This window comes from Campylobacter concisus (genome assembly GCF_902460625.1).
Taxonomy (GTDB): Bacteria; Campylobacterota; Campylobacteria; order Campylobacterales; family Campylobacteraceae; genus Campylobacter_A; species Campylobacter_A concisus_AD.
Map to the genome: position 1 here is coordinate 32,346 of NZ_CABPUT010000005.1, position 12,624 is coordinate 44,969.

Consider the following 12,624-nt stretch of genomic DNA (forward strand, 5'->3'; position numbering starts at 1 on the left):
AAGCTAAAATGAAAAAATTTGCTTTTGTTTTTGCGGGCCAAGGCTCGCAAAGTATTGGTATGGGAAAAGACTTTTACGAAAATTTTTCTACTGCTAAGTTACTTTTAAATGATGCTTGTAATGATACTGGCATTGATTATAAAGAGCTTTTATTCACACAAAACGATAAGTTAGATAAAACAGAATTTACTCAGCCAGCTATTGTTTTAAACTCGTTAATGACTTATTTGGCTTTTTCAAATTTTATTAAAGAAAAATCAGAATTTAGTCTTGGGCACTCACTTGGAGAATTTACCGCTCTTGCAGTTAGTGGAGCATTTAATTTTATTGATGCGATTAGGCTTGTAAATTTACGTGGTAAATTTATGCAAGAAGCCTGCGTCGGCAAAGATGCTGGCATGATGGTAGTTCTTGGACTTAGTGATGAAGTGGTTGAAGAAATTTGTAAAAAAGCAAGAGAAGAAGGTTTGCAAATTTATGCTGCAAACTATAACTGCGATGGACAAATCGTTGTCGCTGGCGTAAGAGCCGATCTTGCTAGCTATGAAGCAAAATTTAAAGAAGCTGGCGCAAAAAGAGCAATGCTTTTAAATATGTCAGTAGCAAGCCATTGTCCGATACTTGAGCCAGCTAGTGTTAGGTTGGCAAGTGAGCTTGAGAGTACTTTGGCTGCCAAATTTTCTCCAGTTGTCTCAAACGTAAATGCTAAAATTTATACCGATAAAAGTGAAGCACTAGTTCTGCTAAAAGAGCAGCTAATAAAACCAGTTTGCTATAAACAAAGCATTAAAAACTATGAAAATAATGTTGATTGTTTTATCGAGCTTGGTGCTGCGACGTTAAAGGGCATCAATAAAAAAATTACTGAAAAGCCAACTTATAGTATTACTGATATGGCAAGTCTTGAAGAAGTTGTGAAAATTTTGGAGGAGAGATGATAGCGATACTAGGAGCTATGCAAGAGGAGATAACACCGATCCTTGAAATGGTTGGTGAATATAAAACTGTTCAATATGCAAATAATAAATTTTACTTAGCAAACTACAAAGGAAAAGAGCTAGTTATTGCCTATTCAAAGATAGGCAAAGTAAATGCAGCTATAACAGCAACTTTGATGATAGAAAAATTTAAGGCCTCAAAATTGCTCTTTACCGGCGTAGCTGGCTCACTTGATGAGAGTTTAAAAATAGGCGATATGCTTTATGCTACTAGCTTAGTGCAACATGATCTTGATATTACGGCTTTTGGCCATCCTTATGGCTATGTGCCAGGCACAAGTATCTTTGTCGAAAGTGATGTAGGGTTAAATGAACTGGCAAAAAAGATAGCTGATAAAAAAGATATGAGCTTAAGTGCTGGTATTATTGCGACTGGAGATCAGTTTATCTGCGATAATGAAAAGAAAACTTGGATTAAAAAGATATTTAATGCGAGCGCAACAGAGATGGAAGGTGCTAGCGTTGCACTAGTTTGCGAAACACTTGGTGTGCCATTTTTTATACTAAGAGCTATCAGCGATGGAGCTGGTGATGCAGCAGAGTTTGACTTTGATAAATTTTTGCAAGATTCAGCAAATGTTAGTGCAAAATTTATACTTGAAATGGTAGAAAGCTTATGATAGAGCTTAGTAAAAGGCTTCTTAGGCAAGTTGGTCAGACAAATGCTAGATACAAGATGATAGAGGGCGGAGATAAGATATTGCTTGGCCTTAGTGGCGGTAAGGATAGCCTTGCACTAGCTCACGTACTAAAGCATATCCAAAACGTTACACCTGAAAAATTTGAGTTTAAAGCAGTAACGCTAAGCTACGGCATGGGTGAGGACTACGCTTATCTTACGAAGCATTGCAATGAGCACGGAATAGAGCACGAAGTAATAGATAGCTCAATCTTTGAAATTTCAAAAGAGAAAATCCGTAAGAATTCTAGCTTTTGTAGTTTCTTTTCTCGTATGAGAAGAGGTTATCTTTATACTTACGCTTTAAAGCATGGTTTTAATAAACTCGCGATTGCTCATCATTTAGACGATGCAGCGGAGAGCTTTTTTATGAATTTTACCTATAATGGTGCACTAAGGACGCTTGCTCCAAAATATACTGCAAAAAATGGCATCACGGTTATTAGGCCATTTATCTTTGTTCGCGAGAGACAGCTTCGCGAAAATGCTATCAAAAATGAATTAAGAGTCATTGGCGATGAAGCATGCCCTGCAATGAGATTTGACGTAAAGATGCCGCATGCTAGGTATGAAACCAAACAGCTTTTAGCAACCTTAGAAAAAGAAAATCCAAAGCTTTTTACTTCGCTAAAAGCATCATTTGAAAATATCCATACTGATACTTTTTTTGCTCTCAATGAAGGCAGTGAAGAGTAAAATTTTACTCGCTTTTTGGGACTAATCCCAAGAAGCAAGCTATAAATATCTCTATTTTAATTAGCTCGTATCAAAATAAATAAAAAATGTATGAATAGATGAAATTCTTGTACTTGTGCATAAATCAAAACTATCATATACAACAAATACAAAAGCATTTAGTGCGAAAAAGCTACTGGTTAGAATTTTATAACTTAGAAAATTGGAGCTTAAAAAATAGTCATATGCTTTAAGAAGTAATATAAAAAATGTTTAAAATAGCAAGTATAGCTCTTAAAGGCCGTCAAGTAAAATTTTATAAAGGCGGTTTATCTCATCGTCATTTAGCTCAATCGTACTTTTTGTATCAAACAAATTTTTTATCTTACCAGCGTCAAATTCGCTCCTATCAAGGCAGTGCTTGTGAGAGGGCAAAAAGCCACGAGTTAGGCAAAGCTCGTTTTCTATCTCCTCGTCGCAGATGAAGCACTCAAGCTCGCTGTGAAGCCTACCTTCATATTCTAAAATTTTAACGTAGCTTTCGATGATAAGGCGTTTTGGATTTTGTAGCTGCATCTGTTTGGCACAGCGATCAAGCTCGTTAAAGTAAATTTCATCGAGCTGCTCGACCTCTTTTAGATGATCATAAAGTAGGCGCATGAACTGCTGCCAAATGATGAGTTTATCACGCTCTAACAGCCATTTAAAGCCAAGATGAAGTATGCTTCTAAGCTTTGGTAGAAATTTTGCCTCTTGCTCTAGCTCAAAGTCGATCTTGTAGCCAGTCATGATATTTGAGTGGCGTGCACCAAAAAATCTATACGACTTTACGAGCAAATTTGGCGTTAGCACAAAGACTAAAAGGTCCTCGTCTCTGACCTTTTGCACACGCAGGATGTAGCCTTGCATCTAGGCAAAAAACTCCCTTATGCGCTCTCTCATCGCTGTCACGTCTTTGATAAAATTTATATCATTTCTAAAGGTTGTTGCGCCGTCGATGCCTTTGCTGTATTGATGCAAGTGCTTTCTAAATATGCAAAGTCCATGCTCTCCGTAGTGCTCGATCATCGCATCAAAGTGAGCTAGGATGATCTTTTGTTTTAGTGCCTTATCTACGCTAGTTTTGGTCTTTATCTCGTGAAATATCCAAGGATTACCAATACTTGCTCTACCAATCATTAGGGCGTCGCACTTTGTAAGGTTTAAAATTTCATCTGCATTTTGCGCATTTATATCGCCATTTGCGATGACTGGAATTTTTACACTCGCCTTTACTCTAGCGATCGCTTCGTAATCAACCTTTGCACTATATCCGCCAGCTCTTGTGCGTCCATGTACTGCGATGTAGTCTGCGCCGGCTTCTTCGCAAGCTTTCGCGATTTTTTCTTCATTTTTATCGTTAAAGCCAAGTCTAAATTTAACGCTTAGGCTTTCCTTGTTTGAAGTGCTTTTTATGGCTGAGATTATACTTTGAAGCTTATCAAGATCGTTTAGTAAAGCAGAACCCGCTCCTTGTCTAACGACCTTTGGCACAGGGCAGCCGCAGTTTAGATCAAGCCCATAAATTCCATCAAATTTATTGATGATCTGCACAGCTTTTTTTATATTTTCTATGTCATTACCAGCTATTTGAACGACATAAGGCTCTTCGTTTGGGGATTTTTTAAGCATTTCAAGAGTTTTGTCACTGCTCTCATAGACCAAGGCATTTGCGCTGATCATCTCGCTAACAGTGACATCGCAGCCAAATTTCTTAACTACGCTTCGTAATGGTAAGTCAGAAAAGCCAGCAAGAGGTGCTAAGAAAAGTGGCTTTTTGCTAAAGTCTATCATTTAAAAAATAACGAGCTAGGCACCATTTTGCCGTTATCTCGTAAAAACAGTAAGACCTTTATCTCTTTAAACTCATCTGGATCGCTACCTTCGATAGCCTCTCTTACTTTATCAAGCATCTGAAGCTCAAATAGCGCATATACGTAGGCTTCATCAGCGTCAGCATGGATGCTTTTTAGTTTTTCAAAGATGCCGATAAATGCATCTGGTTTTAGTTTATTTTTAAGCATTACGGCTGCTTTATCGTATTGAGCTTTTGTTATTTTGGCATTGTTTAAAAGATCAAAAATTTCATCACTGCTTAGATCGATCTCGTCATTTACAAATCGGGTAATAATAAGCATTATATCTTCACTTGCTAGCTCAAAATTTAATCTTTTGATCTCGCTAAAAGAAGCTACTTTTATGAGTTTATCAAATGCAGCTTTTTTAAGGCTCTCGTTTTGATCTTGATTTTTAAGTATGTCAAGATAGTAAGTAGGTAGTTGCTCGATTTTATTTAGCTCATTTAGGATATTTAACTTGCTATCTTTTGCTAATCTAAATTTCTTTAGATCGACGATTTCTTTATTTTTTATACTTTTTATAGTTTGTAAGATATTGTTTATCTCAGCATCATCTACACCGACATCTTTAAACTCGCCTACTGGTGAGATAGAACGAGTAAGCTGTGAGGCGATCTTGTAAGTGTCGGTTTTGAAGTCTTTGTTGCTCTCAAAGCCAAGAAGCGTCTCTTTAGCTAAGTCTTTATAAAGCTGGCTATCTTTTTTGATCCATTTTTTATATCTATAAAAAGCATATCCATGATAAGCGATATGAAGTAGGGCAAGAAGTGCTAAAACAGCTACTGGAAGAGCGACCCAAATAGCAATTGGCAAAGTTATAGTTTGGCCTAAAAGCTCAAATGTGTAATCAGAACTATTAAGAGAATAAGTAAGTCCTGCAACAACTACTATGTAGATTATGCAATAGACGAGAAATTTTCTAGTTTTCATGTTTTCTCCTTAGTTTTTTGCTGTTTTTTCGATTATTTCACGGCAAGTTATGCAGTATTTTGCATGTGGTTTTACCTTTAGTCGCGGTATACTGATCTCCTCTTCACACATATCACAAATTCCATAAGTTTTGTTTGCTATCTTCTCTAGTGCTTCATCTATTTCTGATAGCTCCGCTCTTTGTTGCGTCGAGATCGAATGCTCGATTAGCTGGTCTGTATTCACTGAGGCTATATCAAACTCATCGCTTACACCACTATCTCTTAAACCATTTACTTCAACAGATGAATCATAGATATTTTTTTTGATCTGTAATTTTCTTTCTTCAAGTAATTTTTTAAAAAAATTTAGCTCAGTTTGTGTCATTTATATTCCTTTATTTGTGGTATGGGTGGTTTGCATTTATGCAAAGTGCTCTAAAAATTTGTTCAAAAAGTACAAGCTTGGCAACCTTATGCGCCATAGTCATCTTGCTCAAACTTACGATTTTTTGTGCTTTATTCTTTAAATTTTGGCTAAGGCCATAAGCTCCACCTATGAAAAAGTTAATTTGTGAATTTGAGTTTAAAATTTGTGCGAATTCTTGGCTGTCAAGTTGCAAGCCATTTTCATCAAGCATTACGCAAAAGCCTTTTAAATTTGGCTCGTAAATTTCATCATAAGCTCTTAATGCTTCGCTTTTTCCAGTACTTTGAGCTTTTGCTATTTTTTCATTGAAAAAGACTTTATCGTTTATCTTGGCAAATTTTGCACTCATTTTTATATATTCTTGTATTTCGTTTTCAAAGTTGTCACGTGATGATTTTTGAATGCTAAAAACTGAAATTTCCAAATTTAGCCTTTGGTTTTTAGCTTTAGTTCAAAGTTGTTTTCACTCTCGTCTTGTTTATCTTTTTGATGCATTGTCTTGTTATTTGTGAGAAATTTAACCATATCGCTTATATATTTTTTATGTTCGCTTCTTGGCACGATAGCATCGATTAAGCCATGCTCTAATAAAAACTCAGCTCTTTGAAATCCCTCTGGTAAATCAGCACCAATGGTTTGTTTGATAACTCTTTGACCAGCAAAGCCTATTAAAGCGCCAGGTTCAGCGATTATTAGATCTCCAAGCCAAGCAAAAGAGGCACTAACACCACCCATCGTCGGATCAGTAAGTACAGAAATATATGGTAGCTTCGCCTCATCAAGCAGTTTTAAAGCCGCTGAAGTCTTTGACATCTGCATCAAAGAAAATGTGCTCTCTTGCATTCTAGCTCCACCTGAAGCACTCACTATGACTAAAGCTTGGCGTTTTTCTATTGCTCGTTTTATCGCTCTTACGATCTTTTCACCCTCAACTGAAGCCAATGAACCACCCATGAAGCCAAAATCAAAAACAACTAGCTGGATCTCTTGTCCGTCGCATTTACCTTCGCCGCATATCACTGAGCTTGTGCGTCCTGTTTTTTCTTTATTCTCTGTAATTCTTTTTTTGTATGATTTTTTATCAACAAAATTTAATGGATCTACCGGTTTTAAATTCGCGTCAAATTCTACAAAGCTATCTTCATCACAGATCAAATTTATGCGATCAGTAGCTTTTAATCTCATATGATAGCCACATTTCGGGCATACATTAAAACAAGCTTCAACTTCTTTGTAGTACATCAGTGAGTGACAGTTATCGCATTTTACCCAGTGTGTAGGTGCCTCTTCTGGACGAGGTTGAGCTTTTCTTATCTTTGAAAAAATATCTGAGAAATTCATATTTTTACCCACTTATATTAAAAATTGTGGGATTATATCTAATGTTTGCCTTGCTTTTTCTTATATGACTTAAAGTTTGTTTATTTGTGGAGATTTAAGGGGCAAGCTAGCCCCTTTAAAAAGTATCTTCTTAGAAGCGTCTTCCAATGGTAAATTCAAATGTATTTGTATCATCGCCCTCTTTAGGTTTAAGAGCTTTTGCAAAGATTAGTTGAAGTGGTCCAATAGGAGTTATCCACTCGATGCCAGTACCGACTGATGATCTTTTTATCTCATTTAGGCTATTCTCACCGATCATGCCATAGTCGTAAAATACAACGCCACGCATTTTGACACGATCTATTATAGGGAAGCTTACTTCAGCTGAATTATTAAATGAAGTTTCGCCGCCATATTCGTAGTAGTCGCCATTATATTTTACCTTTGGAGATACAGTTCTGCTCTCGTAACCACGTAAGCTTCTTATACCACCAAGGTAAAGTCTTTCGTTGATTGGAGTATATCCTCTTTCCCAAATTTTGCCAAAGCTTGCTTTGTATCTTAAGATAAGATCGTAGTCGATGTACTCTCTAAGGCCTAGGTAGTAGTTAAAATTTGTGCGATTTTTGATAAAGTCTATATCGCCACCAAGCCCAGCTATCTCAAATGATGTGCTAGCTATGATGCCACGTCTTGGTAAGTAATAATCATCAGTGCTGTTATATGTTAAAGCCGGAGTTATAGCGCTTTTTATAGCTTTACCTTCTCTATAAATTTCTTTTTTGGTTTTTGTGTTGATATCTCTTAGTTCATCATCTTTTAAAGTAATTTTACTTTGCTCAATGTTGTAAGTAAGTGATGCGCTTAAATTTCTAGTTAGTTTTCTACCTAGTGTTGTGCTGAAACCATAGCTTCTCTCTTTATATGTTCTCCAGTCATAGTCATTTGCGTAAAGTGTTCCACCAAGGCTATACTCTGAGTCGAAAATTCTTGGGTTTGTAAGACTTATCTGACCTGAAAGCTCTCTGTCGCTCTTATCTACGCTTACTTGTCCTTGAAGACCAGAGCCAAAGATATTTGTATCAGAAAGTGCTGCGTTTAGTAGTAGTCCGTCACTGCTGCCGTATCCGATACCACCGCTTATTGAGCCAGTTGAAGCCTCTTTTACTTTTACTTTTAGATCGACAGTATTTTTATCAACTGGATCTTCTTCTATCTCAACATCATCAAAGTAGCTTGTTCTTTTTAGCGCATCTTTTGAGTCTTGAAGGTCAGTTCTACTATATAAATTTCCTTCAGTTAGATAAAGTTCACGTCTTACAACGCGGTCAACAGTTCTATCATTTCCTGAAATTTGAACATTTCTTATATATACTTTCTCGCCAGGATCGACTTCATAATCAATATCGACAGTTTTATTTTCATCAAATTTATCAGTCTTTGGATAGACTTTTACAAATGCATAACCTTTGTCAGCAACCATATCATCGAGCTTTTTCATATCTTGGCGAAGTCTTGCTGAGTTCATCGTATCGCCAGCCTCAAGCCTAAAGTCATCTATAATCTTTTTGGTATCAAGCTCTAGCTCTTCAGGTGCTGTAATACTTACATTTGAAACCTTATAAGGCTCACCCTCATGAACATAATAAGTAAGATCAGCTGTGTAGTTATCAAACGATGAATTTAAATAAGGTGACGAAATAGTCGCGTCTAAATAGCCTTTTTGGAAATATTTGTCTTGTATTCTTGCTGGATCATTTTCAAGCTCAAAAAGTTTAACTTTACCGTCATTTCTGCCCCAAAGCCAACCCATAAATTCTCTACTTTTATTTGCAACTACTGGCTCAATGTCGTCATAATCAAACTCTTTTGCACCGACTAAATTTACATTTTTGATTATCATATTTTCGCCGCGGTTTATGTTGAGTGTTATAAAAAGTGAGCTGTCGTTATCTGCAACTGGTTGTTTTTCTACGTCTACAACGGTATCAAAATAACCCTTTGACTCATAATACTGACGAATTCTCTCTTTAGTTTTTTCTATTGTAAGCTCATCATACATATTGCCTGGTTTGATGTTGATTAGCGACTCGATCGCAGTTTTATCATTTGTTACAACACCTTTTAGATCAACTCTCGCAACACTTGGCTTCTCTTTTACAGCTACTAAAAGATTACCATTGCCTGTATCTTCTATGTAGATATCGTCGAAATAATTTTGTTTGTATAAATTTGTGATCGCCTTATCGCTAAGCTTTGGAGTCAAATCCTGACCGACTTTTAGGCCCATTATTTGGCTTGCTACTTCAGGCGAAAGGTGAATTAGGCCTTTAAAATTTATTGACTGGATTGTTTGTGCGCTTAGGCCACTGAAAGCTAATGCTAATAAAAATAATTTCTTTTTCATTAAATTTAACCTAGAGTTTTAGTATGAATGCGTATAATATCATATTTTATTTTTAATAAATTTAAATTTTATAATTTTGAAGGTTTTTTATGAAAATAGGTATCATCGGACTTGGTCTTATGGGTGGCTCACTTGGGCTAGCATTAAAAGATGAAAAACTGATCTCTTGTGTCAGCGGATATGACAAAGACGAAAATCATAGCAAAAAGGCCTTAGAGCTTGGCTTGGTGCATGAAATTTTAAGCATTGACGAGATGAAAAAGAAGTGTGACATCATCTTTTTGGCTGTGCCAGTCGAGGCTATCGTGAGCATCGTGCAAAATTTAACCGATATTAGCGAAGATACAACTATCATTGATTTTGGATCAACCAAACAAAAGATCATCGAGGCTGTTCCAGAAAAAATTCGTAAGAATTTCATCCCAGCTCATCCAATGGCAGGTACCGAGTATTCTGGTCCAGAGGCTGCTTTCAAATCACTTTACACAGGGGCAACTGTTATCGTTTGTGACTTTGCAGAAAGCGCAGAAAAACATGTAAAAAGAAGCGTTGAACTATTTTCTTGCCTTGGTATGAAGATTATTTTTATGAGTGCAAAAGAACATGATCATCACGTGGGTCTTATTTCGCATTTGCCTCATGCGATTGCATTTTCTCTAGCGAGTGGAATTTTAAAAGAAGAGGATAAAAGGCACATCGTAGCACTTGGCGGACCTACATTTAAGGGCATGATACGTGTTGCAAAGAGTTCGCCTTTTATGTGGAGCGATATCTTTAAGCAGAATAAAAATAATGTTGTTGAAGCTATAAATATGTTTGAAAAAGAGCTAAATTTGTGCAAAGATCTCATCAAAGATGAACGCTGGGACGAACTTTTTGCCTGGATGAGCGACGCTAGGGCTGTAAGAGAAATTTTGTAATTAACTAAAAATTTATTGATTTACGTGTAAAATTTTGCAAATTAAATTTAAGGTAAAAATATATGTATAGACGTGGGATAGGCGGTTTTGGTATTGTTGTGCTTTTGCTAATTTTAATTTTAGCCGGTGGTTTTGGCTATGCTTTGATGTCAAAAGATTTTGAGCGAAATGAGCCGATAATCGGTGTTGCTGATAAAGTTTATTGGAATCTTAGAACCCCAATGAATATCAAATTTAAAGATGATAGTGGTATAAAATTTGTACGAATTAGTATGAATGATGGGAAAAATGATCTAAATTTATTAAATCAAATCATACAAAATCCAAGTACCGAGCTTGATGTAAATTTAACCTTTCCAAAGACTGGCTTTTTTGCTCAAAAAGATACTTATGAGATGAATATTGAAGCTGTAGATACTAGTAAATGGAGCTTTTTTACTGGCAATAAAGCTAGCAAAAAGGTTGAGGTAGTGCTTGATACTTCAAAACCTGATCTTTACGTACTTTCGCAGTCATATTCTATCTCAAAAGGCGGTAGCGCGGTTGTTGTCTTTAGAGCGACTGATAATCAGCTAAAAGAGGTCTATGTTCAGACAAATTTTGGTAAAAAATTTAAGGCTGTACCATTTTATAAAGAGGGCTTTTATGCAGCACTTGTTGCTTGGCCAGTTCAGGTTGAAAATTTTAGTGCTGAGGTCATTGCAAGAGACTTTGCAGGCAACGAAAGTAAGTCACATGTTAGGTATTTTTACGAAAATGTAAAGTATAAAACTTCAACTATTGCATTAAATGATAGATTTTTAGATGGTAAGATAGTTGATCTAACTGATCAATATGCAAAAGATCCAAGCGCACTTTCAAGACTTGAGAAAATGAGATTTGTCAATGAAACGCTTAGAAATTCAAACGAAGAAAAAATAACAGCACTTACTACAAATCCTGGCGATGAGATGTTAACTGGCTTTAGTGTGACACCATTTTATCCACTAAGAAATGGTAAAAAAGTGGCTGACTTCGCCGATCACCGATACTATACATATAATAACGAGCAAGTAAGCGAATCTTGGCATATGGGAATAGACTTTGCAAGTGTGGCTGCAGCTCCTATAATAGCTAGTAATGCCGGCCGTGTCGTACTTGCATCTGAAAATGGAATTTATGGATTAAATATTGTGATCGATCATGGATTTGGGCTTTATTCGCTTTATGGACACTGCTCAAGCACTAGAGTAAAAGAGGGCGATATGGTCGCTGCTGGTGATCAGATAGGTACAACTGGAACGAGCGGCCTTGCACTTGGAGATCACCTTCACTTTGGAATTTTGGTCCAAGGCGAAGAGGTAAGACCTCAACAATGGATGGACAAAAAGTGGATAAAAGACAATATCACAAGTGTTTTAGATGCTGCAAAAGCGATGATAGACAAGAACTAAAAAATTTGCAAAATTGATTTTTTAGTGCTATCATAAGCGGATTAAAAATATAAGGAAAATTCTTGAAACAAACTACTATCGCAAGACGCGTTGAGACCGTTGGTATAGGGCTTCATAAAGGTGAGCCGATAAGACTTATACTAGAACCTCTTGATGCAAATTCTGGTATTATTTTGCACCGCGAAGATCTTGGTATTAGTTTTAAAGCCGAACCTAAAAATGTGATAAATACGCAGATGGCAACCGTTGTTGGTAACGAAAAGGGCTTTATTAGTACGATCGAACACCTGATGTCAGCCATAAATGGTTATGGCATTGATAATATTAGAATCTCTGTTGATGCAAATGAAATTCCAGTCATGGATGGCAGTGCAATAAGCTTTTGCATGCTACTTGATGAAGCTGGCATAAGATATCTTGATGCTGGCAAAAAAGTAATTCTTGTTAGGCGCGAAGTTGAAGTCGTTGAGGGTTCTAAATTTGTACGAACTTCACCTTCAAGAAGTCCAAAATTTGACTATACGATAAAATTTGATCATCCAGTTATTGGTGAACAAAGATATGTTTTTGATTTTAGCAAAAGCTCTTTTATAAAAAATATAGCTCGTGCTAGAACTTTTGGCTTTTTGAAAGATTTACAACGTTTACAAGCTCAAAATTTAGCCCTTGGTGCATCACTTGATAATGCCGTGGCAATCGATGATACGCATATCCTAAATCCAGAAGGCTTGAGATTTGAAAATGAGTTTGTAAGGCACAAAATTTTAGATGCGATTGGTGATTTGAGCTTGCTTGGAGCGCCTTTGTTGGGCGATTATACAGCATTTGCTGGAAGCCATGACCTAAATCACAAATTAACTCTTGCTTTGATGTCCGATGAGAAAAACTACGAGATCGCAACTCTAAATGGCGAACTTCTAAAAGAGTATCAAAAGGTATTTGCATAGAAAATATTG

Annotated in this window: 13 protein-coding genes; 6 read left to right on the forward strand and 7 right to left on the reverse strand. The window is 36.4% G+C overall.

Features of this window, described 5'->3' with window-relative positions:
- The first annotated feature begins 8 nt into the window (after positions 1–8).
- The 3 genes from fabD to F3G69_RS04245 are packed head-to-tail and all read left to right on the forward strand — an operon-like array spanning position 9 to position 2,373.
- On the forward strand, positions 9–938 hold the full coding sequence (gene fabD, locus F3G69_RS04235) for an ACP S-malonyltransferase (protein WP_149714509.1): 930 nt from the start codon (positions 9–11) through the stop codon (positions 936–938).
- Positions 935–1,618, forward strand: a complete 684-nt coding sequence (locus F3G69_RS04240) for a 5'-methylthioadenosine/adenosylhomocysteine nucleosidase (RefSeq protein WP_149714510.1) — start codon at positions 935–937, stop codon at positions 1,616–1,618. Before fabD ends, F3G69_RS04240 begins: the two co-directional genes overlap by 4 nt.
- A complete protein-coding gene (locus F3G69_RS04245) occupies positions 1,615–2,373 on the forward strand; it encodes a tRNA 2-thiocytidine biosynthesis TtcA family protein (RefSeq protein ID WP_103600004.1) in 759 nt (252 codons plus the stop codon). Before F3G69_RS04240 ends, F3G69_RS04245 begins: the two co-directional genes overlap by 4 nt.
- Positions 2,374–2,646: 273 nt before the next feature.
- Here the strand turns inward: F3G69_RS04245 and recO are convergent, their stop codons facing one another.
- From recO to bamA, 7 genes are all read right to left on the reverse strand, one after another.
- Complete coding sequence (gene recO / locus F3G69_RS04250) at positions 2,647–3,261, reverse strand: recombination protein RecO (RefSeq protein WP_103600005.1); 615 nt, start codon at positions 3,259–3,261, stop codon at positions 2,647–2,649.
- Positions 3,262–4,185, reverse strand: coding sequence for a tRNA dihydrouridine synthase (locus F3G69_RS04255; protein WP_149714511.1), 924 nt, complete (start codon positions 4,183–4,185; stop codon positions 3,262–3,264).
- The gene (locus F3G69_RS04260) at positions 4,182–5,180 is read right to left on the reverse strand and encodes a uroporphyrinogen III synthase HEM4 (protein WP_149714512.1); all 999 of its coding nucleotides are present in this window, start codon (positions 5,178–5,180) and stop codon (positions 4,182–4,184) included. Before F3G69_RS04260 ends, F3G69_RS04255 begins: the two co-directional genes overlap by 4 nt.
- Positions 5,181–5,189: 9 nt before the next feature.
- A complete protein-coding gene (gene dksA / locus F3G69_RS04265) occupies positions 5,190–5,546 on the reverse strand; it encodes an RNA polymerase-binding protein DksA (protein WP_035167251.1) in 357 nt (118 codons plus the stop codon).
- A gap of 10 nt (positions 5,547–5,556) precedes the next feature.
- Positions 5,557–6,012, reverse strand: coding sequence for a 23S rRNA (pseudouridine(1915)-N(3))-methyltransferase RlmH (locus tag F3G69_RS04270; RefSeq protein ID WP_084041273.1), 456 nt, complete (start codon positions 6,010–6,012; stop codon positions 5,557–5,559).
- 2 nt (positions 6,013–6,014) lie between these two features.
- The gene (gene accD / locus F3G69_RS04275; protein WP_149714513.1) at positions 6,015–6,929 is read right to left on the reverse strand and encodes an acetyl-CoA carboxylase, carboxyltransferase subunit beta; all 915 of its coding nucleotides are present in this window, start codon (positions 6,927–6,929) and stop codon (positions 6,015–6,017) included.
- A 130-nt stretch (positions 6,930–7,059) separates the two neighbouring features.
- Positions 7,060–9,315: an outer membrane protein assembly factor BamA gene (gene bamA / locus F3G69_RS04280; RefSeq protein ID WP_149714514.1), complete on the reverse strand. Its 2,256-nt coding sequence runs from the start codon at positions 9,313–9,315 to the stop codon at positions 7,060–7,062.
- Positions 9,316–9,404: 89 nt separating this feature from the next.
- Between bamA and F3G69_RS04285 the strand changes: the two genes are divergently transcribed.
- From F3G69_RS04285 to lpxC, 3 genes are all read left to right on the forward strand, one after another.
- Positions 9,405–10,235 carry a prephenate dehydrogenase gene (locus tag F3G69_RS04285; RefSeq protein WP_084108777.1) on the forward strand — a complete coding sequence of 277 codons (831 nt, stop codon included), beginning with the start codon at positions 9,405–9,407 and terminating at the stop codon, positions 10,233–10,235.
- Positions 10,236–10,297: 62 nt separating this feature from the next.
- Positions 10,298–11,668, forward strand: coding sequence for a peptidoglycan metallopeptidase Pgp6 (gene pgp6, locus F3G69_RS04290; RefSeq protein WP_072594694.1), 1,371 nt, complete (start codon positions 10,298–10,300; stop codon positions 11,666–11,668).
- 62 nt (positions 11,669–11,730) lie between these two features.
- Positions 11,731–12,615: a UDP-3-O-acyl-N-acetylglucosamine deacetylase gene (gene lpxC, locus F3G69_RS04295; protein ID WP_084108771.1), complete on the forward strand. Its 885-nt coding sequence runs from the start codon at positions 11,731–11,733 to the stop codon at positions 12,613–12,615.
- Positions 12,616–12,624: the final 9 nt, after the last annotated feature.

Bases quoted from the DNA above. Each gene is read 5' to 3' on its own strand.
- fabD (WP_149714509.1), top strand. From the start codon at position 9: ATGAAAAAATTTGCTTTTGTTTTTGCGGGCCAAGGCTCGCAAAGTATT.
- F3G69_RS04240 (WP_149714510.1), top strand. From the start codon at position 935: ATGATAGCGATACTAGGAGCTATGCAAGAGGAGATAACACCGATCCTT.
- F3G69_RS04245 (WP_103600004.1), top strand. From the start codon at position 1,615: ATGATAGAGCTTAGTAAAAGGCTTCTTAGGCAAGTTGGTCAGACAAAT.
- recO (WP_103600005.1), bottom strand. From the start codon at position 3,261: ATGCAAGGCTACATCCTGCGTGTGCAAAAGGTCAGAGACGAGGACCTT.
- F3G69_RS04255 (WP_149714511.1), bottom strand. From the start codon at position 4,185: ATGATAGACTTTAGCAAAAAGCCACTTTTCTTAGCACCTCTTGCTGGC.
- F3G69_RS04260 (WP_149714512.1), bottom strand. From the start codon at position 5,180: ATGAAAACTAGAAAATTTCTCGTCTATTGCATAATCTACATAGTAGTT.
- dksA (WP_035167251.1), bottom strand. From the start codon at position 5,546: ATGACACAAACTGAGCTAAATTTTTTTAAAAAATTACTTGAAGAAAGA.
- accD (WP_149714513.1), bottom strand. From the start codon at position 6,929: ATGAATTTCTCAGATATTTTTTCAAAGATAAGAAAAGCTCAACCTCGT.
- bamA (WP_149714514.1), bottom strand. From the start codon at position 9,315: ATGAAAAAGAAATTATTTTTATTAGCATTAGCTTTCAGTGGCCTAAGC.
- F3G69_RS04285 (WP_084108777.1), top strand. From the start codon at position 9,405: ATGAAAATAGGTATCATCGGACTTGGTCTTATGGGTGGCTCACTTGGG.
- pgp6 (WP_072594694.1), top strand. From the start codon at position 10,298: ATGTATAGACGTGGGATAGGCGGTTTTGGTATTGTTGTGCTTTTGCTA.